This is a genomic window from Kangiella geojedonensis (assembly GCF_000981765.1).
GTDB lineage: Bacteria > Pseudomonadota > Gammaproteobacteria > Enterobacterales > Kangiellaceae > Kangiella > Kangiella geojedonensis.
Window position 1 is genome coordinate 629,766 of sequence record NZ_CP010975.1, and the last position, 21,357, is coordinate 651,122.

A 21,357-nucleotide genomic window follows, 5' to 3' on the forward strand; every position below is an offset into this window, starting at 1 on the left:
GATAGAGAAAACCGGCTTTACGCGACTAAGTGTCGAAAAGCATAAACAAAGCCCCGTCTTATTAGATAAAGACGCCTGCTTGAGGTAAAAGATGAGTAACGAAAACTCCGATGATAAAACACTCTACTGTTCATTTTGTGGAAAGAGCCAGCATGAAGTTAAAAAGCTGATCGCTGGACCGCGCGTATTTATATGTAATGAATGCGTGGATTTATGTAATGACATTATCATTGAAGAAATCCAAGAAATAGCCTCAAAAGAAGCAAAAGACAAATTACCTAAGCCAAAAGAAATTGCTGAGTTTTTGGAGCAATATGTTATTGGTCAAGAAGACGCCAAGAAGGTCTTATCGGTAGCGGTGTATAACCACTATAAACGATTAGAGCATGAGCCTCATTCTAGCGAGCACCAGGATGTTGAGCTTGGTAAAAGTAATATTCTACTGATAGGCCCTACGGGTAGCGGTAAAACATTATTGGCTGAAACTTTAGCTCGTATGCTTGATGTGCCATTTACCATGGCTGATGCAACCACACTAACCGAAGCGGGTTATGTTGGTGAAGATGTTGAAAACATTATTCAAAAGCTACTTCAAAAATGTGACTACGACGTCGAAAAAGCCGAGCGTGGTATTGTCTATATTGATGAAATCGACAAAATTTCACGTAAGTCTGATAACCCTTCAATTACTCGTGACGTATCGGGTGAAGGTGTTCAGCAAGCATTGTTGAAGTTGATTGAAGGTACGGTAGCGTCTGTTCCACCACAAGGTGGTCGTAAACATCCGCAACAAGAGTTCCTGCAAGTGAACACCGGTAGCATTCTATTTGTCTGCGGTGGTGCTTTCGCTGGACTTGAGAAAGTTATCCAAGAGCGTACAGAAAAAGGCGGTATCGGTTTTGGTGCTGACGTAAAAGAAGTGAATGACAGCGCTAAAGTTGGTGAGATGTTGGCTAAAGTTGAACCAGATGATTTGGTGAAGTTTGGCTTAATCCCTGAGTTTATTGGGCGTTTACCAATTTTGACGACCTTAAAAGAGTTGGATGAGAATGCGTTAGTGCGCATTTTAACCGAGCCTAAAAATGCGCTAACCAAGCAGTACAGCAAGTTGTTCTCACTTGAGAATGTAGAACTTGAGTTCCGTAAAGACGCATTAACTGCTATTGCTCATAAAGCGATGGCGCGACGCACGGGTGCTCGTGGTCTACGCTCCATACTTGAAGAAATATTATTAGACACCATGTATGACTTACCTTCATTAGAAGGTGTTAGCAAAGTATGTATTGATGGTGCGGTGGTAAAAGGCGAAGCCGAGCCTTTATTGATTTACGACAATCAATCGAAAGCTGCATCAGAGTAGTAGATAAATATGAATGGCTACGCTAAATATGCGTAGCCGTGTCCCACTGTTCGAAAAATCCCAGGAAAAGTGAATTCATGCCATTAGAAACGAAACAACTTCCATTGTTACCGCTGCGTGATGTGGTGGTGTTCCCTCACATGGTCATTCCATTGTTTGTAGGTCGTGATAAGTCTATCCAAGCTTTGGAAGAAGCAACCAATGGCGATAAACAAGTCATGCTAGTGGCGCAAAAAGAAGCCACAGAGGACATGCCTGACACTGATCAAGTTTATGATTATGGTTGTGTGGCGACGATCCTACAAATGTTGAAGCTGCCAGACGGCAATGTGAAAGTTCTGGTCGAAGGTGTTCAACGAGCCAAAGTTATTAACTATGTTCAGACTGATCCGATGTTCATTTCGGAGGTTAGTTTTGTCGACAATCAAACTGGCCAAGAAGACCAAGAAGATGCACTGGCTCGTGCTGCATTGAATAGTTTTGATAAGTACGTCAAGTTAAACAAAAAAATCCCCAGCGAAATTTTAACGACTTTATCAGGCATCGAAAATCCAAGCCGTTTAGCAGATAGCATTGCTGCCCATATGTCTTTGAATATAGAAGACAAGCAGGAAATCCTACAGATGGAATCTGTGGTGGAGCGTCTTGAACACTTGATGAGCAAGATGGAAAGCGAGATGGATTTGCTTGAAGTTGAGAAACGCATCCGTGGCCGTGTTAAAAACCAGATGGAGAAGAACCAGCGCGAGTACTATCTGAATGAGCAAATTAAGGCGATTCAAAAAGAACTGGGAGATGGTGAAGAAACGGCTTCAGAGCATGAAGAACTAGCGAAAAAGATTGAAGAAGCAGGCATGAGCAAAGAGGCGAAGGAAAAAGCCGAAGCTGAGCTCAAAAAGTTGAAGATGATGTCGCCAATGTCAGCTGAAGCAACGGTTGTACGAGGCTACATTGACTGGTTATTGGGTGTGCCTTGGAAAAAGCGCAGCCGTGTTAAGCATGACCTAGTAAAAGCTGAGGAAGTGCTGGATGAAGATCATTACGGCTTAGAGAAAATTAAAGACCGTATTCTTGAGTATTTAGCAGTTCAGCAGCGCGTTAAAAAACTCAAAGGACCTGTACTATGTTTAGTGGGACCTCCTGGTGTCGGTAAAACCTCTCTGGGCCAGTCAATTGCTCGAGCTACGGGCCGTCAATATACGCGTATGGCTTTGGGTGGCGTGCGAGACGAAGCCGAAATTCGAGGTCACCGCCGTACTTATATTGGTGCTATGCCAGGTAAGTTGATGCAACGCATGAGTAAAGTGGGCGTTAAAAACCCTCTATTCTTGTTGGATGAAATCGACAAAATGTCTATGGACATGCGTGGCGATCCTTCTTCTGCTTTGTTAGAAGTATTAGATCCTGAGCAAAACCATACTTTCAGTGACCATTATCTCGAAGTGGATTATGACTTATCCGAGGTGATGTTTATTGCAACGTCGAACTCGATGAACATTCCAGCACCTTTATTAGACCGTATGGAAGTGATTCGAATTCCAGGTTACACCGAAGATGAAAAGGTTGAAATTGCCAAGCGTTATTTACTGCCAAAGCAGATTAAAAACGCTGGACTTAAGAAAGATGAACTTGATTTAACGGAAAGTGCTATTCGAAGCATGATCCGTTATTACACTCGCGAGTCCGGAGTCCGTAACCTTGAACGTGAAATCTCAAAAGTGTGTCGTAAAACGGTTAAAGAGCAATTATTGGCGAAAAAAGCCAAGAAAACAGTAAAGGTTACTGAAAAAAATCTGGATAAATACTTAGGTGTGCAACGCCATGACTATGGCCGAGCCGGCGAGAAAAACAAAGTGGGGCAGGTCACTGGACTTGCTTGGACCTCAGTTGGCGGTGAATTGCTAACCATTGAGTCTGTTGTGGTCAATGGTAAGGGCAAGCCGGTGTTTACAGGCCAGCTTGGAGATGTGATGAAAGAGTCGATCCAAGCCGCCATGACGGTAGTGAGAAGCCGTTGCCTAGCATTGGGTATTGAGCCTGACTTTTATGAAAAGAAAGACTTGCACATTCATGTACCGGAGGGGGCTACGCCAAAAGACGGCCCAAGCGCTGGCATCGGTATGTGCACAGCGTTAATTTCTAGCCTTACCGACATACCCGTGAGGAAAGATGTCGCTATGACGGGCGAAATTACGCTGCGTGGCGAGGTATTACCGATTGGTGGGCTAAAAGAGAAGCTATTAGCTGCCCATAGAGGTGGTATTAAAACGGTTATTATCCCAAAAGAGAACGAGCGAAACCTTGAAGATATTCCTGAAAATATCAAACAAGATTTGAAAGTTATTGCGGTTAAATGGATTGATGAAGTGATTGATATTGCACTTGAAAGACTTCCTGAACCGATCAGTAAACCGGTTGAATCTAAGCCTGAGACTGCTTCTTCAAAGCAGGATGAACAGAACAAAATTCAACCACATTGAGCCGGAAATGCTGATTTCTAGAGACTTTTAGCGATATTGCTCTAAATTATCTTGACAGTTTTAACAGTCAGTTGATATAACAGAGCACCTTGAGTTATGCATAAAAACTCTAAGAAACGCAGTATATTTTTTAATCACAGATTTTCTAAAAAATTAAAGGGGAAAGTGAGTGAATAAATCAGAATTAATTGATGCTATCGCAGCAGGCGCAGATATTTCTAAAGCAGCAGCAGGTCGTGCACTAGACTCAATGCTTGACGCAGTTACGGATTCTTTGCAAAAAGGTGAAGGTGTTTCTCTTGTAGGTTTCGGTACATTCTCTGTAAAAGAGCGTGCTGCCCGTCAAGGTCGTAACCCTAAAACTGGCGAAACTATCCAAATTAAAGCCGCTAAAGTTCCTGGTTTTAAAGCTGGTAAAGCGCTTAAAGACGCGGTAAACTAAGCGCCGATTTTTTGCGGGTGGTTAGCTCAGTTGGGAGAGCATCGCCCTTACAAGGCGAGGGTCACTGGTTCGAGCCCAGTACCACCCACCAGTCTTCCACCACAGGTCTTGTTGAACGCTTGTGGTGAGGACTTAAAAATTCGGAGCGGTAGTTCAGCTGGTTAGAATACCGGCCTGTCACGCCGGGGGTCGCGGGTTCGAGTCCCGTCCGCTCCGCCATTATTTTAAGCGCGCCTTTACGGCGCGTTTTTTATAACTAGGATATGAAAACTGGTTATAGAGTCAGTTTAAAGCCATAGTAAAGATAAACGAAAGGTAATTTCAGCCATGATGTTGGAAAAAATTCAGCAGAGCATGCAAAGCCCAATAATGAAGGCGTTGATGTTCATCATTATTGTGTTTTTCATTGGAGCGGGTTATTTCGGTGCTAATATGTTTGGCGGTGACCCTGAAGAGATCGCAGAAGTTGAAGGGGTATCGATCAGCGGTCAAGCTGTTCAGCGTCGTATTGACAATATGCGTCAACGTGATGGTGTGGAGTTTGAAAAGCGTTATCCAACAGAAGCCAGCCGTCAGCAGCTAAGACAATCCATTGCGCAACAGATGATTAATGAAGAAGTTGTTAATGCTGGTATCGCGAAAGCAGGGATGACTGCTTCTGATCAGCAAGTGAAAGAGTGGATTCGTACTTTTCAACCTTTTCAATTAGGCGGCGAATATTCAGCCGGGCAAGCTAAAGAGTTTTTGAGGAATAATGGCTGGTCAGAAAGTTTTTTGAATGAGTATGCTCGAGAGCGTATCGCAGCAGCACAACTTCAGAATGCCTTGAACTCAACTGGTTTTGCGCTAGATAACGAAATTGAAACTCTGTACCGCTTGCAAGAGCAAACTCGTGATGTTCGAGTATTGCGAGTTCCAGTATCAAAATTTGCAGATGATGTCAGTATTGACGATGGCGAAGTAGAGAGTTATTACAATAAAAACAAAAGTCGCTTTATGCAGCCCGAACAAATTAACCTAAAATATGTTCGCCTGTCATCTGATGCTCTACTTGAAGCTAAAAAAGCACAGATAACTGAAGAAGAAATTAATGCTTATTATGAGTTACAAAAGTCTGCCTATAGCGAACCGGCAGAAATTCAAGTAGCTCATATCCTAATTGATAATTCTATTGATGATGCCGAGCAAAAAGCGGAAGAGCTTTTGCAGAAGATTAATGATGGCGCGGACTTTGCAGCGTTAGCAAAAGAACATTCTAGCGACACTTTTAGTGGCGAGAACGGTGGTCAACTAGACTGGGCAGATGCTGTTGAGCAAAGTGATACTTCAGCAGGAACTGGCTGGGCTCCAGAGTTTGAAAAGGCAGCGCTAGCATTAGAGAACGAAGGCGACGTTACTGATGTTGTTGAAACGCAGTATGGATTCCATATCATTAAATTGTTGGAGCGACGTGAAGGCGAGACAACGCCTTTAGCTGATATGCGTGATGATATTGTTGAGACTTTAGCCAAAGAAGCCGCTGATGAGGAGTTCTACTCGAAAGAGTCTAAACTTAACGATGTTTTGTTTGAGTTTGGTGATGATATCGAAAAGTTTGCTGAGCAGGCTGGTCTAGAGGTTAAAGAAACCGGCTTATTCAACCGTAGCAATGCGACGGGTATAGCCGCAGAGCCAGCATTGCTTGAAAAAGCATTCTCAGCACAGGTTATCGACTCTGAAGAAGTAAGCGATAAAATTGTACTTAGCAGCAAAGATATTGTGTATGTCACTGCTACTGACTATCAAGCTGAAACGGTTAAACCATTGGAAGAGGTAAAACCTCAGATCGTGGCAACGTTAACTCAAGAAAAGTCAGCCAAAGATGCTGAGGACTTTGCCAATAAAGTCTTGGATGCATTAAAAAATGGTGAAGCAGTTGACTCTTTGATTGCGGAACAAGAACTTGAATGGCAAGAAAACTCAGCACTAAAACGTCGTGACTCGGGTATGGACTTTGCACTTGTGTCTGCGGTTTATCAAATGTCTGCTCCAAGTGATGGTCAATCTGCTAGAAGCGTGGAATCATTATTTAATGGTGATTACGCGGTTATTGAGCTGAAGAGTGTTAATTACCCTGACGTTGCTGAGATGGATGAAGCTACTCGTGCTCAGTTGAAACAAACCGCTAAAAGCTTGAGTGTTCAGGCGGATACAGCTGGTGTTATCGAACATTTTAAAAGTACGGTGGAAGTGAAGCAGTAACTGATTTACATTCACCAAGTATAAAAAAGCCACTCAGAGAGTGGCTTTTTTATTGGCTCATTTAAAAGTTCGAATTAGGTAATAGACTTTTGGTAGCCCGCTGATGCATTTAATAATTCAAGCGTGTACTTTGATTTGGGCTGACTGAAGACATCAGCAACACGGCCATATTCCTCTTGTGTGCCATTATTTAACACCAGAACCTTGTTACTAAAATGCTGCACTAATCCTAAGTCATGAGAAATAAAGACATAGGCCAAGTCTAGCTGATCTTGTAGGTCTAATAGTAGGTTAATGATTTGAGCTTGAACTGAAACGTCTAAAGCTGACACCGGCTCATCTGCCACAATGACTTTAGGGCGTAATAATAAGGCTCTAGCGATAGCGATACGTTGACGCTGCCCCCCTGAAAAGGTGTGAGGATAACGCTCCGCATATTCAGGTCGTAAACCGACCATTTCTAAAACCTCAACAATGCGATCGCGGCGTTGGCTGGCTGTGTATTGCGTACCGTTGTGTAATGGCTCTTCAAGACTTTGTCGAATCGTCGCTCTAGGGTTCAGGGATGCCGAGGCATCTTGAAAAATCATCCGAATGTTTTTATACCATTCAAACTTACGGTTCTTTTTCAGGATATTATTGCCTTCAAACAGCAGTTCACCACTGTCTGGTTTATCGGCGCCGACTAGGATGCGGGCTAAGGTCGACTTACCTGAGCCGGACTCTCCCACGACCGCTAAGGTTTGGCCTGCGTTAAGACTAAAATTAACGCCATGGAGAACTTCTAGTTGACCTTTTTTTAAAGGATTATTCGAGACTTTATAGCTTTTACGAATATCCTTAGCGCTGAATAAGTTGGGCATTAGTTCTCCTCCTCAAGCAGAGGGAAGTGACAACGGACCTTGCGGCCTTTTAGCGAGCGTAATTCAGGTGGCTGTACGCACTTCTTATTGGCATACGGGCAACGTGGGCCAAGGTAACACCCAACGGGCAGATGATCCAATGAGGGAGTACTACCTTTCAGGTTGAATAAACGACGCCCTTTTTTGTAGTGCATTCCATAATGAGGAACACTGTCCAGTAGGGCTTTCGTATAGGGATGGTAAGGCTGACTCAGAAGATTGTAAGTACGTCCAGACTCAACAATTTGACCACCGTACATAACATAAACCTTGTCAGTGGTTTCCGACAAAATAGAAAAGTCATGCGTAATCAACATTAAGGCCATATTGTGTTCTTCATTCAGCCTCAACAACAAGTCCAAGATTTGCGATTGAACGGTGACGTCCAGCGCTGTCGTTGGCTCGTCTGCGATTAAGAGCTTTGGTTCACAAGCTAGCGCCATCGCGATCATAACACGCTGATTCAAACCACCAGAGAGTTGATGAGGATATTCTTTATAACGACGCTTACCATCAATAATCCCAACTTGAGCTAATAACTCTTGTGCTTTTTCAAAACGCTGTTTGCGGGTGCCACCGCCGTGAAAGCGGATGGTTTCATCAAGTTGATACCCTATGGTTAATGACGGATTGAGACTTGATGTAGGCTCTTGAAAGATGATGGATATGTTACTGCTGATCAGTTTTTGTCGTTCGGCGGGACTCATACGCGTCAGATCATGGCCATCAAGGTTGAAGAGATCGGCGCGCATGGTGGCAGCTGGCGACAATAATCCTGCTATCGCTAACGCCATGACACTTTTACCTGATCCCGACTCACCAATCACACCTTGCACCTGACCGGAGTTGATGGAAATTTTTGCGCTGTCGACCGCAGGAATAATACCGCTATCGGTTTGGAAGTCGACGCTTAAGTTTTCTACTTGTAATAAGCCCATAGTCGTCAGCCCTAGCGGTTAAGTCGCGGGTCAAGGGCGTCGCGAACGCCATCACCCACTAAGTTGATAGAAAGAACAGTCAGAAAGATCGCCAGTCCCGGCAAGGTCATGGTCCAGGGAGCAAATTGAATAAAGGCCCGTGATTCAGACAACATAGTTCCCCATTCAGCCATCGGAGGCTGCGCACCAAGACCTAAGAATCCCAAGGCAGCAATGTCGAGTAGCGCTGTTGAGAAACTAAAAGTTAGTTGGACAATCAATGCTGGAATAATATTTGGCCATACGTGGTGAGTGAGCAGCCGTAGCCGTTTAGCGCCGTCAAGCTTTGCTGCCATGACGTAATCTTTGTTGAGTTCTTCTGAGATAGAAGATTGTGTAATGCGAACAAACTGAGGCACCAATACGATAACCACAGCATAGATCGCATTGGGCAAGCCGGGGCCGATAATGGCAACAATTGCGATGGCAAGTAACAACGACGGGAACGATAGGAGTAGATCCATAATTCTCATCAACAGTGACCGAAGTGTTGGGTTAATAAATGCTGCCGCAGCACCAATCACTATACCTATGAATGCTGCAATCAATACCACCATGAAGGTCAGCTGGAGCGAGAGTCGTGCTCCGTAAAGCAGCCTTGAAAGCATGTCTCGGCCCAAGTCATCGGTGCCGAAAAAGTATTGGAAATTACCAGCATCGTTCCAAATAGGGGGGACGAGTATGCTGGTGTTAAATTGGTGCGCTGGATCATAGGGCGCAATCCATGGTCCAATCAGCGCCATAATAAGGATGAAGCAAAGCACGATTAGGCCAATCATAGCGCCTTTGTTGTGACGAAAAATTACCCAAGCCGCTTTTTGGTTGGCACTGACCATCGGTTTTATCATGATGGTCTCCTTAGTCTTGGGTTAAGATAGATGCTTATAAAGTCCAGAGCTAAGTTGAAAGCAATGACGATGATGGAGAGCGCCAACACGCCACCTTGAATACTCGCGAAGTCACGACGCGATACCGCTTCAAGTAACCATTTTCCGATCCCTGGCCATGCGAAAATATACTCAGTAATAATAACGCCCGACATGATGATGCTAATTTGAACGCCACTAATGGTTAAAATGGGCTGTAGGGCATTACGCAGGGCGTGAACCCAAATAATTCGCTGCTTACTAATACCCTTAGAGCGTGCCGTGCGAACATACTCTGATTTCAGCACTGCTAATAACGAAGAACGAGTCATTCGTGCCACAATCGCCATGGGAATTGTGCTCAGAGTTACCGCGGGTAAAATCAAGTGATGGAGGGCGTTTAAGAAAGCACTGAATCCGTATTGATTATGGTGTAGCAGGGTGTCAATCAACATAAAGCGTGTATAGGGCTCTATGTCATAGGAAAAATCGATACGGCCTGCAACGGGCGTCCACCCAAGCGTTAGCGAAAATAACAACACCAATAGCATACCCCACCAAAAGATCGGCATAGAATAGCCCATCAGCGATGATGTCATTAGAGTGTTATCAAGCCAGCCACCGCGACGAGTTGAAGATAATATACCAAGGCCAAGGCCTGCGGTGACAGCGAGCAGCATAGCCAGAATGATAAGTTCTACGGTCGCTGGGAAATGCTGTAAAAAATCCTTGAGCACGCTACGTTTATGGATGCTAGAGGTACCCCAGTCACCATTTAATAAAAACTGCAAATATTCAAAATATTGGATAACGACATGGTCGCTTTGGAATTGATGAACCGGCGTATCTGACTGCAGGCTGAGTATGAACGTCAAAACTGTCAGCCCCAACAGACTGATGATTAATGTGCTCAGTTGTTTGATTAATGTTGAAAACATTAATTGCTTGCCTCTGGAGTAGCGTTTTCATTTAGGGGCTTTAGCGTTACCCCTTCAAAGTTAATGTTACCTATCGGCGACACTATCAACCCATCCACTTCAGGCTGGACCAATACGCTGTTGTTTGCATGTGCAATTGTCAGCCATGGGGCCTCTTGTTTAAAGATCTTCTGAGCTTGTAAATAATACTGGGTTCTATCAGCCTGCTCGGCAGAGGTTCTCGCCTTTAAGATAAGGTCGTCAAACTCATTGTTACACCATTTGGCATAATTATTACCGCTTACAGAAGAGCTGCAACTTAACAGAGGACTAAAAAAGTTATTGGGATCAGCGTTATCCGCATTCCAACCGAGTAGGACACTATGGTGCAACCCTTGGGATACACGCGACAAGAATGTGCCCCACTCATAGGTGATGATGCGTACATCAACATTAATGTCCGCCAAATCCTGCTGAATCATTTCGGCCATCTTCCTAGCATTTGGGTTGTAGGCGCGTTGAATCGGCATTGCCCAAATGTCGATAGAAAAGCCATTCTCATAGCCCGCTTCCTTGAGTAATTCGAGCGCTTTACGTTTACTGTAGGTAACCTTGGTGATGTTCTTATTGTATGCCCATGATGACGGTGGAATTGGGTTGGTTGCCATAGTCGCCTGTCGGTCATAGACCGTTTGCAGAATTGCTTCACGATCGACGGCCATGGTTAAAGCCTGCCGGACTTTAGCATCATGAAAGGGGGGCTTTTCTGTATTGAATGCCCAGTAGGCTACATTAAGTCCTGGTGTTTGCACTGACTTTAGGTCATTTTTTTGAGCAACACGCAAATGTACCGGTAAAGGGTAACTCATCACATCACATTCACCAGCACTAAAACGTGCAAAGCGCATCGCAGCATCCGGAGTGATGGCGAAAACTAAGTTTTTGACTCGTTTTACGTCAGAAAAATAATCATCAAAGCGTTTATAGCGAATATAAGCATCTGGCTCATAGCGTTCAAAGCGGAAAGGACCAGTGCCGATAGGCTTATTGTCTATCCACTCTGGATGGCGAAGTCGATTGAGTTGCTGAGCATACTCTGCAGATAGTATGGATGCAAAAGGTGTCGCTAAAATTGACAAGAAAGGACTTTCGGGGCGTGTTAATACAAACTCAACTTGGTGTTCACCGGTTTTGCGAATGTCTTCAATCAGTCGCTCCATACTCTGAGCTTTAAAATACGGATAGCGCCCACCTGAGATTGCGTGATAAGGGTGGTTTTCTAATCGCTGGCGATTAAAACTGAATATGACATCATCGGCATTCAAGTTGCGGCTTGGAGTAAAAATTTGGCTGCCATGGAAAGGAATATCCTTTCTTAGGTTAAATGTGTATCGAAGGCCGTCATCACTAATAGACCAAGATTTCGCAAGGGATGGTGCGATCTCTGTAGTCCCTGGTTTGTAAGTAACTAATTGGTTGTAGATGATGTTAGCCGTTGCATCATAAGAGGTGCCAGACGTAACCAGTTGCGGATTAAAACTATCTGGGCTTCCCTCCGAGCAGTAAACTAAAAGATCCTTTTCCTCACTATTGTTTTTCTTGTTTTGGCTAGGGCTACAGGAACAACAAATGAGGGCCACTAGCGATAGTAATAGCTTGGTAGGACTTGGGGTGCCTCTGTATAGACTGCTATGTATCATCAGGTCATTGTTTTCGTTAGATTTCTTAATCATAACAAGCTTATAGGCTAGTGCCTAGAGCTGTCTGCAATCGGTTGAGTTTCAACAAATCTTTGTGAGATGTAACAAGCTGTGAACAGGCACTAAGTTTGGCCCGTAACGAGTTGAAAGGGCAAGGGAAACTGCTATACTTAAGGTATGCGAACATTAGTGTCGCACTGTTTTGTCTAGCCTTTGAAGCTGACAAAAAAGCTTAAAACAATAGAAAACACCAAGCGCTTCATAATAACAAGCGATATGGGGTCAAGTGATTAGAGTGACAGCATGAAGTCTATTAGCCGAGTAAAATTAGCTAGCGTATTAGTTGCAATGTCGATTTCAGGCGCTGCTATGGCTAAAGACGTTTATCAACAAGAACCTAATAGCTGGACACCATTCTCATTCGATAGTTCTTCCTCATCCCTGCATGCTTCGAAAGTTGTACCACTTTATTCCGATTCATTTGGCTCCGGCTATTTAGACTCCAGCGCGCTATCCATCGGGCTTGAAGACGGGAGCGACGGTTTATGGCAATTTTCATTAGATGTGAATCAGTCACAAGAGTCGTTGTTTACTGAAGAACAATATCAACTGAACGCTTCATACAGTCCTGATAGCGCAAGCTCGACTTTCTATATCAATTATGGAAACCGCCGTGTTCCAGTATCCATTAAGGTAGATGATTTTTTAGACTATAATCAGTCTGGGCCTGAAGGCTCTGAGCTTGCCCTAGGCTTTGAACAAAATGTAAACGATAGCTGGGCTGTTAGTATTAGTTATACTAAGTCTGAACTTGAACAGGCCAGTTCTGATAACAGTGTTTTTGGCTTTGGAGCCGACACCCCAGTTAATCAACAGTACTGGTTTGATCTCAATAAAGATGGTTTGCCTGAAGCTGTGAACTTATTTTCTGAGCTGGGCAGATCACCAAGCTTTGATAAGGCTTCAGATGGTATTGAAATTCGGTTAACTCGCCAAGTTGGAGATAAGGTTTCCGTCGGTAGTAGCTTGTTTAAAGGCCATTCGACGTTTGACTGGCAACCTTATCAGTTAAAAGAGTTTGAGACGGTTGCGAGCGAACTCAAAGAAAGTGGGATATCGCTTTTTAGTCAAATAGACTTCTCCCCCGAATGGTCAGTAGCAACGCAACTTAGCCATAGGGATTATACTCAGCAGCCCCCACAAATCGTTTCTCTGGTCAGCGATTCTGCGAACAGCCTTAACTTCGATAGTACGACGTTAGATATTGGGGTCCAATACCAGGGGCGCTGGCAAGATATGGGCTTAGTTATAAGAATAGACTTGGTAAACTTGCTGGGCAATAACCAAGAAAATAATAGCAATCAAAACTTCAATGATAACGGCTTAATGCCTTACACTTTTGAAACTCCAAAATATATAAAACTTAGCGGTAGCATAAACTTTTAATCAGTTTTGATGGGGAGTTTATAAGGTCAATTCGCTGCTGCATCAAGAGATAAATAAAAGTTATCTGAAACTATTTCTAAATGTAAATTAACTGTAATGTTTTGTTGACCCTTACAGGCCTTCTCCTTTATAGTTGATTTCTTTCACCAGAGAAACACCAATTGGTTAAAGTTTAGTTTAAAGAGACTCTTTTAACAGTTCAGACCTTTAATTCCTTGATTTTTGGTCTCGAACCTACTAAGTTTCTTTAGCATCGACTTTTTAATGAAACGATTTCTGAACAGAAATTTGGGTAAGTTTATGAAAAAACAAGTACTTTTTAAGAAAACGGCTGTTGCCATTCTTGCCTCTGCTGTGATGGGCAGCACGATGGCTGCTGGCGAGTTCGGTTCTTCGATGACTACTGAGAAGCGAATTGATAAAAAAGCAGCGAGCACACAAGTATCTGTAGATCGCCTAGCAGAGCAAACCACTGACTTGGCTTTAGAATACAGAAATACTTTACAACAAGTTGATAGCTTGCGTATCTACAACACTCAACTTGAAAGACAAATTGCATCTCAGGAAAAACAAATTGCTGAGAGCAGTCAGGAAATGGAAACGATTGATGAAACTGAAAAGGGTGTTCTTCCTTTAATGGATGAAATGATTAAAACCCTTGATGAGTTTGTTCAATTGGACATCCCGTTCAACATTCAGCAACGTCAAGAGCGTGTACAGAATCTAGTCTCTTTGATGGATACCGCTGATGTAACGGTTTCAGAGAAGTATCGTAAAATCTTAGAAGCCTACCAAATTGAAATGCAATACGGTAACGCCGTATCTGCAAGCTCAGGAACTATTGAGAAAGACGGAGAAGAGCTCAGTGTAGACTTCTTACGTGTGGGTCGTTTGTCGTATGTTTATTTAACAGTTGACGGCAAAGATGGTGCTTATTGGGATAAATCATCTGGTCAGTGGGTTGCACTTCCACAAGAGTATTTAGACTCTGTGAACAACGCAATCAATATGGCAAAAGGTGTCGCAACTCAAGAACTATTTAAAGTACCAGTCCCAGTTACGGAGGCAGCACAATGAGAAACGTTTTAGCATTATCACTAGCTGGCGTCCTAGCGTTCAGTGTTTCAGCAGTATCCAATGCTGCTGAAAGTTTGTCGCACTCTGACTTACTTAAGAAAGTTAGAGATAAAGAGCGTATTCAAGAGCAGGTGAACAATCAACGTGTTCAAACGTTCCAGCGTCAAAAGAATCGTCAAGCTGACCTATTAGCAGATGCAAAAGCGAAACTCGCTGCAGAAGAAGCTAAAAGTGAGCGTTTAAAAGCATCATTTGATGAAAACGAAAAGCAATTAACGCAAATCGCAGAAGATTTACGTATTAAGCAAGGTAACTTGGGTGAGTTGTTTGGTGTTGTTCGTCAAGCAGCAAACAGCCTATCAGGTGATATCTCATCATCGTTAGTAAGTGCTCAATACCCAGGACGTGGTGCGTTACTAGATAAGTTAATTGAAGCAGAAGAGCTTCCTAAAATGGATGATCTACGTGGTTTCTACGTACTTATGCTTCAGGAGTTATCTGAACAAGGTAACACTGCAAGCTTCGCAGCTGACGTGGTGAATGAAGAAGGCCGTACAGAAACTCAAACAGTTGAGCGTATTGGTACTTTCAACCTACTTTCTGGTAATGACTATCTTATCTTTGACAAAGGTCAGATTAAGACTCTACAAGTACAACCTTCTGCAGAAGTTCGTGACTTAGCGGCTGACTATGAGTCTGCTGCCTCAGGTTATGCTGGTCTTTATATTGACCCTACAAAAGGCGGTATTCTTCAATTAGAAAAGCTAAAAATGAGCTTGGCAGATCGCTTATGGAAGTTTAAAGGCTTCGCAGGTTCGACTGTAATGATCCTTTTAGCTATCGGTTTGTTAATTGCTTTAGAGCGTCTATTCACTCTGTACATGGTTACTGGACCAAAGGTTGCTTCTCAGAAGAAATCAAGCACTCCAGGCAACAACCCTCTTGGTCGCGTGATGAAAGTTTATCTTGCGAACAAAGATGAAGATGTTGAAAACCTCGAGTTAAAGTTAGATGAAGCTGTGTTGAAAGAAACACCTAAAATTGAGCGTGGTATTAACCTCATTAAAGTAATCGCTGCACTTGGTCCGCTACTAGGTCTATTGGGTACAGTTGTTGGTATGATTGAGGTATTCCAGTCTATTACATTACATGGTACTGGCGACCCACGATTAATGGCTGACGGTATTTCTCAGGCGTTGGTAACAACTGTTTGGGGTCTGTTAGCAGCAATTCCATTAACCTTCTTGCACGCTGTTGTAGCTGGTAAAAGTAAAAGCATTATTCATGTCTTGGAAGAACAGAGCACTGGTTTAATGGCTCAACACGACGAGAATAACGCATAGGAACTTCCTTATGGAATTAATCTATACGATATTAGAGTTTATCGGTAAAGGCGGATGGGTCCTATGGTGGATAGGACTCGTTCTCTTCCTAATGTGGACCTTTTTGATTGAGCGTTATTGGTTTATTTATGGCCAATATCCGAAAGAAGCTCGATCAATCATCGCACGTTGGAATGCTCGAGAAGACCAGACATCATGGAAAGCAAAACAAATCCGTGATGCTTGGATCTCGATAGCTCGTGAAGCCTTGAACCAAAGAATGTTATTAATCAAAACATTGATTGCCATTTGTCCTCTATTAGGGCTTTTGGGTACTGTCACCGGTATGATTGATGTTTTTGATGGCATGTCAGGTCAAGGCTCTGGTAGCGCACGTCAAATGGCTGGCGGTATCTTTAAAGCTACAATTCCAACAATGGCGGGAATGGTTGCCGCATTATCTGGTATCTTTTTCAGTAGTCGATTAGAACAAACGACTTATGTTAAGACACACCAGTTAGCCGATAACCTTTCACACCATTAATTATTGGGTGAAGACTAGATGGCGATTCAAGACAAAAGAAAACAAGAAGATGTAGAAATTGACATGACTCCGATGCTCGACATCGTATTCATCATGTTAATTTTCTTCATCGTCACAACGGTTTTTGTGAAACAAGCAGGCGTAGAAGTTGTCAAACCTTTAGCAAGTACTGCAGAAGAGCGTAAAAATGCGTATATTTTTGTCGCTATTGATGCAAAAAACACTATTACGATTGACAAAACGACTGTTCAGCCTGCTGAAGTTAAGTCAAAAATCCAATCAATGCGAACTGAAAACTTAGAAGGTGAAGTTGTTATTCAGGCTGACCAAGAAGCAAAGGCAGGACTTGTGTTAAAAGTCATTGATTTTGCTAAAAGTGCTGGCGCTAAGGTTTCAGTTGCAACAGATAAGGTACAGTAAACTATGTTGAGAGTTATATTAAGTGCACTGTTTGCCTTTGGTATTGTGGTTGGCCTATTTCTATTAATGAACTTTTTGATTTCTACGAACAGTAAGAAAGATGAAGTAGAAAACGTTAAGGTAGAAGTAGCGTTTGTTGAAGAAGACAAACAGGTGCAACGCAAAGAGCGTCGTCCACCTAAAAAGCCACCGCCACCAAAAGAGCCGCCACCGCCACAACAGCAAGTGCAGCAAAAGCAGCAAAAAGTTGTTACTGCTTTGGTAGACATCAAAATTGATAACATTGATGCTTCAATGGACGGAACAGGTATTTATATTGGTGGTCTGGGGCAAGGACAAGCTGACTTTGCAGGTATGGGAGATGGTGAAGCTATCCCTGTTTATCAGCCTCAACCAGAGTACCCTGTCCAAGCATCATTGAAAGGTATTACGGGTTACGTGCTTTTTACAATGGATATTGGTCCTGATGGTAGCCCTTCAAATATTTCTGTTGAGGATGAAAGTCCAAGAGGTGTATTTAGAAGGAATGCAATGAGAGCTATTCGTAAGTGGAAGTTCAAACCAAGAATTGTGAACGGTCAACCAATTCCTCAGCGTAACATGCGTTATAAAATGGAATTTGAGTTGGATCAGCAATAGTAGAAATAAGTGATATCTATGAAAAAAATACCAATATTGTTAGGAGTCACAGGCTTAATGTTTGCAGGTAGTGCGTTTGCGCTACCTCAAACGAAATATACATCTTCATGTAAACCCTTAGCTCCTACAGAGGGTAAATATGAAGAAGATAAGTCTGCAGGTTCCATTACATCCCAGTCGGCTTTTAAGAAAGTAACATCAGCAAATGAAGCCTACGCTGATGGGAAGTATAATGAGTCTATCGCAATCTTAAATGACCTTATCGCTAATTCTGGTGATAAGGTGGCTGTAGGGCGTGCTCAGCAGTTACTCGGTGCCAACTATCAAGCGACCGAAAATTATAGTGCGGCAAGAAATGCTTTCCAGAAAGCAATTGATAGCGGTTTTTTAAGAAAGCAAGATGAAATTCGTATGCGCCGAGCTATTGCTCAGCTCTATACAATCGAAGAAAACTATCCGCAAGCTATTAGCTGGATGAAAAAATATTTTGCTGATGTTATCAAACCTCCCGCAAATGCATACGCCGCGCTAGCAAGTTTATATTACAACAGTGAACAGTATCGAGAGTCGATTTGTCCTGCTTACATTGGTCTTCAGTTAGGCTCAACTTCAAAGAAACCTTTGTACAGCATGATGTTTGGCGCTCATATTAAGTTGAATGACAATCCTGGTGCTGAAGTCGTTGGCGAAGAAATGATCGAGTTATTCCCAGCAGAAAAATCAGTGTATAACAACCTTTTTGCAGTATATAGTCGTCAATCTAAGCAAGCTGATATGCTAGCACTTGCCGAGCTTGCAAGAATGAATGGCATGTGGACTAGTGAAACTAACTACAAGCAACTTTCAGCTTTGTTTGCTAATAATCGAACACCGCGTCTTGCTGCGCAGCGTTTAGAAGAAGGCATTGAAAAAGGCATTGTTGAGTCAACTGAAGAAAACTGGAAAAGAGTCGCAGATAATTATTTCTATTCGAAAGATTTAGAGAATGCTGCTAAGGCATATGATAAGGCTTCCTCGTTTACTTCCTCAGGCAAGTATGACTATAAAATTGCTATTATGTATCAGGATAGAGATGACTATGAAAATGCTGTTGCTAAGTATAAGTCAGCTATCCGAAAGGGTAATTTACGTGAAGGTGATTTAGGCTATGCTTATATGAACCTAGGGGTTTCTCAGTTTAGACTTGGGCAAGAAAATGCCGCTGTTCAGTCAATGAAACAGGCAGCTAAATTTCCAAAAGTTGCTCGAAACGCAAACGCGTATATCAAGTATATTGGTGACTTACAAAAGATGAAAGACGCCATTGCCGCTATGGAGCTTCAGGATCAAAACCCTGATGGCGGCGGAGAGTAAACCTCAAATTATTGCAAAACTTAAAAGCGCTACTCTTGTAGCGCTTTTTTTTATTCAAATATATAAATCTGAATAGACTGTTAATACTTTATTACGTTTATTCATATTTTGTGCTGAATATATGATCTATACTAAATTGTTAATTACTCAGGGTTAGTATGGACTTAATAAATAAATTTAAATCTAAATCTAGTGAGCTGATCAACCGTGGCTTAAATCGAAATGTGCGTATTGCGGTTACAGGGTTAAGTGGTGCTGGTAAAACGGCATTTACCACGTCATTAATTAATCAGTTATTACATGCGCCTATGGAAAAGCATTTAACTTTCTTAAGCGTAAATGTGCAAAATAGGATGCTTGCCAGTAAACTTTCCCAACATGAAGAGTTGCACATACCAGCTTTTGATTACAATAATGCATTAGCACATTTAACTTCCGATATCCCACAATGGCCAGACTCCACACGAAACATCTCTCAGGCGCAGATAAAGTGTCGTTTTAAGGTTGGACATCGTTGGGCAAAAAGACTTCAATCAGACAGTACGGTGACGGTCGAAGTTGTTGATTATCCAGGGGAGTGGTTGTTAGACCTTCCGCTTTTAGCTATGGACTACAGGGATTGGTCTAAAGCTTGTATAAAATACTTGAATAGTGCTAGAAGACAACAGTACTCAGAAGATATTCAAAGTAAGATAAAGTCTTTTGATTATAAAGCCGTTCAGGATGACGTTGCCCTATCGAAAGAACTCAAAGAGATTGCAAATGTGTATCGCTCATCGTTAATGACGTATCGCAATGAGTACAACGATTATGGTTTAGCGCTACCAGGCCGTTTCATTTTGCCAGGTTCATTAAAAGAAGCGCCAACATTAGATTTCTTTCCTGTTCTTAATGAAGATGTGCTTTCGCTAAACTGGGATCAGTTCGAGCAACAATCGACCCTTAAAGTATTAGAGAAGCGATTTAATTACTACAAAGAGAATGTGATTAAGCCTTTCTTTGAAGAATATTTCACCAAGGTTGATCGGCAGATTGTTCTTATAGACACCTGTTCAGTATTGGAGTCAGGCTATGAAACCTATCAAGACCTAAAAGATACCGTAGAGAAATTGTTGGAGGGCTTTAGTTATGGTCGCTCCAATTGGCTTAAACGGCTTTTTTCACCGTCCATCGATAAATTAATGATTGCAGCAACGAAAGTTGATTTAGTGCCGCCTGATCAGCACTCGGCAATGGAGTCATTTATGCAGAAGATGGTAGCTCAAGCAAAAAATAATGTTGGGTATGAGGGGGTAGAGGTCGAGACTATGGCTATTAGTGCTGTAGCAACATCTGAGCCCGTAGCAACTGAGCATGAAGGGGTTAAGTTACTTTGTGTCAAAGGCATTGAAGAAAAGACAGGTGAGTCAGTCATTCATTACCCAGGAAGAGTCCCGGATAAGGGGCTTTCTCGACAAGAGTGGAAAGAGCTTAAATTAGACTTTACACCTTTTGCTATCCCAGAACTCAGCAAGGATGAAGCGCTTCCACATATTCGAATGGATAAAGTGATTGAGTTTTTGATCGGGGATAAATTTATATGAGTGATAAGCCTGTTAAGTTTTACAGCAAAGATAAAGCGCATAAAGATGCAGAGAAGCTGCTAAAAGAGAGTGTCTTGCAAGATCGATCTGAGTCACCTTTGGTTGAATCAGGTGAAAATACTAGAATGTTGCCAGACTCTGCCGTTACCGTTGCATTGAAAAGAGATAAATCAAAACCATGGCTAAAAAAACTATTCTGGCCTTCATTGTCTGCCTTTGTGGTATTCGCTGCAGGTTATGAGGCATACGGTTTTGTTGCAGGGTTAATTGAAGCCAATTGGTTGCTGGGTGCTGTAGCGGGGATTATTGCATCGTTAGCCGTCGTGAGTGGTGGCTTCGCCTTGTTTAAAAGTTGGCGTGCAAGAAGACGTTTTAAAAAACGTGCACAACAACAAGCTATCTTGCAACAGATGCTTACCGACAACAGTTACGGCAAAGCTGCCGAGGTGCTAAACGAGGTCACGAATGATTTAGAGGAGCAGGTTAATGTTAGCTCGTTGAAAACTGAGTTTGAGCAAAAGAAACAGCAAGTACACAATGACCAAGAGTTAATACAAATATACTCAAGCACGGTTTTGGAAGGCCTTGATAAGATAGCAATAGATATTGTCACCAAGCATGCATCTGAAGCAGCTGCCATGGTCGCTCTGAGCCCTCTAGCTGCTGCTGACATGGCATTAGTGGCGTGGAGAAGCAGTAAAATGATTGAGCAGCTGTCGCGTCTCTACGGTTGTCCGCAAACTGCCCTAGGTCGATTTGAGATGACGAAAAGAGTTTTTAAGAATATGATGTTGGCGGGTGCGAGCGAACTGGTTGCTGACGCTGGTGTGGAGTTGTTAGGCAAAAGCCTGACAGCGACAATTTCTGCGAAGGCAGCCCAAGGTATTGGTGTTGGGGTATTAATCGCACGTATGGGCTTACAGACGATGCATTTATGTCGTCCAGTGCCGTTTGGACAGGATAGTAAGCCGCGGCTTGGACAAATACGTAAATCGGTTTATCAGAAAGTTGTAGGGTTAGTGAAAACAGCTTCTACGGGTAAATCAGACAAAGTCAAAGAGACTATTGAGAATAAGAAATAGGGGAAC

18 protein-coding genes and 2 tRNA genes are annotated in these 21,357 nt (G+C 42.7%); 15 read left to right on the plus strand and 5 right to left on the minus strand.

The features are described 5' to 3' along the window. Positions 1-91: 91 nt before the first annotated feature. The 6 genes from clpX to TQ33_RS02955 all read left to right on the plus strand — a co-directional run bounded on the left by clpX (position 92) and on the right by TQ33_RS02955 (position 6,523). The gene (clpX, locus tag TQ33_RS02930; protein ID WP_046560741.1) at positions 92-1,360 is read left to right on the plus strand and encodes an ATP-dependent Clp protease ATP-binding subunit ClpX; all 1,269 of its coding nucleotides are present in this window, start codon (positions 92-94) and stop codon (positions 1,358-1,360) included. Between the two features lie 77 nt (positions 1,361-1,437). Beyond that, positions 1,438-3,840 carry an endopeptidase La gene (gene lon / locus TQ33_RS02935; RefSeq protein WP_046560742.1) on the plus strand — a complete coding sequence of 801 codons (2,403 nt, stop codon included), beginning with the start codon at positions 1,438-1,440 and terminating at the stop codon, positions 3,838-3,840. A 169-nt stretch (positions 3,841-4,009) separates the two neighbouring features. Further along, complete coding sequence (locus tag TQ33_RS02940) at positions 4,010-4,282, plus strand: HU family DNA-binding protein (RefSeq protein WP_046560743.1); 273 nt, start codon at positions 4,010-4,012, stop codon at positions 4,280-4,282. A gap of 15 nt (positions 4,283-4,297) precedes the next feature. Beyond that, positions 4,298-4,373, plus strand: a tRNA-Val gene (locus TQ33_RS02945). Between the two features lie 51 nt (positions 4,374-4,424). After that, positions 4,425-4,501, plus strand: a tRNA-Asp gene (locus TQ33_RS02950). A gap of 108 nt (positions 4,502-4,609) precedes the next feature. After that, the gene (locus TQ33_RS02955; RefSeq protein WP_046560744.1) at positions 4,610-6,523 is read left to right on the plus strand and encodes a SurA N-terminal domain-containing protein; all 1,914 of its coding nucleotides are present in this window, start codon (positions 4,610-4,612) and stop codon (positions 6,521-6,523) included. Positions 6,524-6,597: 74 nt separating this feature from the next. Here the strand turns inward: TQ33_RS02955 and TQ33_RS02960 are convergent, their stop codons facing one another. Genes TQ33_RS02960 through TQ33_RS02980 form a run of 5 tightly spaced genes read right to left on the minus strand, consistent with a single transcriptional unit; the run spans position 6,598 to position 11,885 of the window. Next, a complete protein-coding gene (locus TQ33_RS02960) occupies positions 6,598-7,386 on the minus strand; it encodes an ABC transporter ATP-binding protein (RefSeq protein ID WP_046560745.1) in 789 nt (262 codons plus the stop codon). After that, positions 7,386-8,363 carry an ABC transporter ATP-binding protein gene (locus tag TQ33_RS02965; protein WP_046560746.1) on the minus strand — a complete coding sequence of 326 codons (978 nt, stop codon included), beginning with the start codon at positions 8,361-8,363 and terminating at the stop codon, positions 7,386-7,388. Before TQ33_RS02965 ends, TQ33_RS02960 begins: the two co-directional genes overlap by 1 nt. Before the next feature lie 11 nt (positions 8,364-8,374). Continuing rightward, positions 8,375-9,250 (minus strand): ABC transporter permease subunit, encoded by an 876-nt coding sequence (locus tag TQ33_RS02970; RefSeq protein ID WP_228640355.1) that lies wholly within the window; start codon positions 9,248-9,250, stop codon positions 8,375-8,377. Then, positions 9,247-10,206 (minus strand): ABC transporter permease, encoded by a 960-nt coding sequence (locus TQ33_RS02975; protein ID WP_046560747.1) that lies wholly within the window; start codon positions 10,204-10,206, stop codon positions 9,247-9,249. Before TQ33_RS02975 ends, TQ33_RS02970 begins: the two co-directional genes overlap by 4 nt. Continuing rightward, positions 10,206-11,885: an ABC transporter substrate-binding protein gene (locus TQ33_RS02980; RefSeq protein WP_084617039.1), complete on the minus strand. Its 1,680-nt coding sequence runs from the start codon at positions 11,883-11,885 to the stop codon at positions 10,206-10,208. Before TQ33_RS02980 ends, TQ33_RS02975 begins: the two co-directional genes overlap by 1 nt. 303 nt (positions 11,886-12,188) lie before the next feature. Between TQ33_RS02980 and TQ33_RS02985 the strand changes: the two genes are divergently transcribed. The 9 genes from TQ33_RS02985 to TQ33_RS03025 all read left to right on the plus strand — a co-directional run bounded on the left by TQ33_RS02985 (position 12,189) and on the right by TQ33_RS03025 (position 21,351). Beyond that, positions 12,189-13,331, plus strand: a complete 1,143-nt coding sequence (locus TQ33_RS02985; protein WP_046560748.1) for a hypothetical protein — start codon at positions 12,189-12,191, stop codon at positions 13,329-13,331. A gap of 300 nt (positions 13,332-13,631) precedes the next feature. Beyond that, positions 13,632-14,408 carry a DUF3450 domain-containing protein gene (locus TQ33_RS02990; protein WP_046560749.1) on the plus strand — a complete coding sequence of 259 codons (777 nt, stop codon included), beginning with the start codon at positions 13,632-13,634 and terminating at the stop codon, positions 14,406-14,408. Continuing rightward, complete coding sequence (locus TQ33_RS02995; RefSeq protein ID WP_046560750.1) at positions 14,405-15,751, plus strand: MotA/TolQ/ExbB proton channel family protein; 1,347 nt, start codon at positions 14,405-14,407, stop codon at positions 15,749-15,751. Before TQ33_RS02990 ends, TQ33_RS02995 begins: the two co-directional genes overlap by 4 nt. Before the next feature lie 10 nt (positions 15,752-15,761). Continuing rightward, positions 15,762-16,274, plus strand: coding sequence for a MotA/TolQ/ExbB proton channel family protein (locus TQ33_RS03000; protein ID WP_046560751.1), 513 nt, complete (start codon positions 15,762-15,764; stop codon positions 16,272-16,274). Positions 16,275-16,292: 18 nt separating this feature from the next. Then, the gene (locus TQ33_RS03005; RefSeq protein ID WP_046560752.1) at positions 16,293-16,694 is read left to right on the plus strand and encodes an ExbD/TolR family protein; all 402 of its coding nucleotides are present in this window, start codon (positions 16,293-16,295) and stop codon (positions 16,692-16,694) included. Positions 16,695-16,697: 3 nt separating this feature from the next. Beyond that, positions 16,698-17,333 carry an energy transducer TonB gene (locus TQ33_RS03010; protein ID WP_046560753.1) on the plus strand — a complete coding sequence of 212 codons (636 nt, stop codon included), beginning with the start codon at positions 16,698-16,700 and terminating at the stop codon, positions 17,331-17,333. Positions 17,334-17,351: 18 nt separating this feature from the next. Beyond that, on the plus strand, positions 17,352-18,686 hold the full coding sequence (locus tag TQ33_RS03015; RefSeq protein ID WP_046560754.1) for a tetratricopeptide repeat protein: 1,335 nt from the start codon (positions 17,352-17,354) through the stop codon (positions 18,684-18,686). Positions 18,687-18,844: 158 nt separating this feature from the next. Next, positions 18,845-20,269 carry a YcjX family GTP-binding protein gene (locus tag TQ33_RS03020; protein ID WP_046560755.1) on the plus strand — a complete coding sequence of 475 codons (1,425 nt, stop codon included), beginning with the start codon at positions 18,845-18,847 and terminating at the stop codon, positions 20,267-20,269. Beyond that, positions 20,266-21,351 carry a YcjF family protein gene (locus tag TQ33_RS03025; RefSeq protein ID WP_046560756.1) on the plus strand — a complete coding sequence of 362 codons (1,086 nt, stop codon included), beginning with the start codon at positions 20,266-20,268 and terminating at the stop codon, positions 21,349-21,351. Before TQ33_RS03020 ends, TQ33_RS03025 begins: the two co-directional genes overlap by 4 nt. Positions 21,352-21,357: the final 6 nt, after the last annotated feature.

What these genes read in the sequence shown, in the direction of transcription:
- TQ33_RS02995 (WP_046560750.1), top strand. Translation starts at nt 14,405, where the DNA reads ATGAGAAACGTTTTAGCATTATCACTAGCTGGCGTCCTAGCGTTCAGT.
- TQ33_RS03020 (WP_046560755.1), top strand. Translation starts at nt 18,845, where the DNA reads ATGGACTTAATAAATAAATTTAAATCTAAATCTAGTGAGCTGATCAAC.
- TQ33_RS03025 (WP_046560756.1), top strand. Translation starts at nt 20,266, where the DNA reads ATGAGTGATAAGCCTGTTAAGTTTTACAGCAAAGATAAAGCGCATAAA.
- TQ33_RS02990 (WP_046560749.1), top strand. Translation starts at nt 13,632, where the DNA reads ATGAAAAAACAAGTACTTTTTAAGAAAACGGCTGTTGCCATTCTTGCC.
- TQ33_RS03015 (WP_046560754.1), top strand. Translation starts at nt 17,352, where the DNA reads ATGAAAAAAATACCAATATTGTTAGGAGTCACAGGCTTAATGTTTGCA.
- TQ33_RS02965 (WP_046560746.1), bottom strand. Translation starts at nt 8,363, where the DNA reads ATGGGCTTATTACAAGTAGAAAACTTAAGCGTCGACTTCCAAACCGAT.
- TQ33_RS02970 (WP_228640355.1), bottom strand. Translation starts at nt 9,250, where the DNA reads ATGATAAAACCGATGGTCAGTGCCAACCAAAAAGCGGCTTGGGTAATT.
- TQ33_RS02975 (WP_046560747.1), bottom strand. Translation starts at nt 10,206, where the DNA reads ATGTTTTCAACATTAATCAAACAACTGAGCACATTAATCATCAGTCTG.
- TQ33_RS03005 (WP_046560752.1), top strand. Translation starts at nt 16,293, where the DNA reads ATGGCGATTCAAGACAAAAGAAAACAAGAAGATGTAGAAATTGACATG.
- TQ33_RS02980 (WP_084617039.1), bottom strand. Translation starts at nt 11,885, where the DNA reads ATGATACATAGCAGTCTATACAGAGGCACCCCAAGTCCTACCAAGCTA.
- TQ33_RS02955 (WP_046560744.1), top strand. Translation starts at nt 4,610, where the DNA reads ATGATGTTGGAAAAAATTCAGCAGAGCATGCAAAGCCCAATAATGAAG.
- TQ33_RS02985 (WP_046560748.1), top strand. Translation starts at nt 12,189, where the DNA reads ATGAAGTCTATTAGCCGAGTAAAATTAGCTAGCGTATTAGTTGCAATG.
- lon (WP_046560742.1), top strand. Translation starts at nt 1,438, where the DNA reads ATGCCATTAGAAACGAAACAACTTCCATTGTTACCGCTGCGTGATGTG.
- clpX (WP_046560741.1), top strand. Translation starts at nt 92, where the DNA reads ATGAGTAACGAAAACTCCGATGATAAAACACTCTACTGTTCATTTTGT.
- TQ33_RS03000 (WP_046560751.1), top strand. Translation starts at nt 15,762, where the DNA reads ATGGAATTAATCTATACGATATTAGAGTTTATCGGTAAAGGCGGATGG.
- TQ33_RS02960 (WP_046560745.1), bottom strand. Translation starts at nt 7,386, where the DNA reads ATGCCCAACTTATTCAGCGCTAAGGATATTCGTAAAAGCTATAAAGTC.
- TQ33_RS03010 (WP_046560753.1), top strand. Translation starts at nt 16,698, where the DNA reads ATGTTGAGAGTTATATTAAGTGCACTGTTTGCCTTTGGTATTGTGGTT.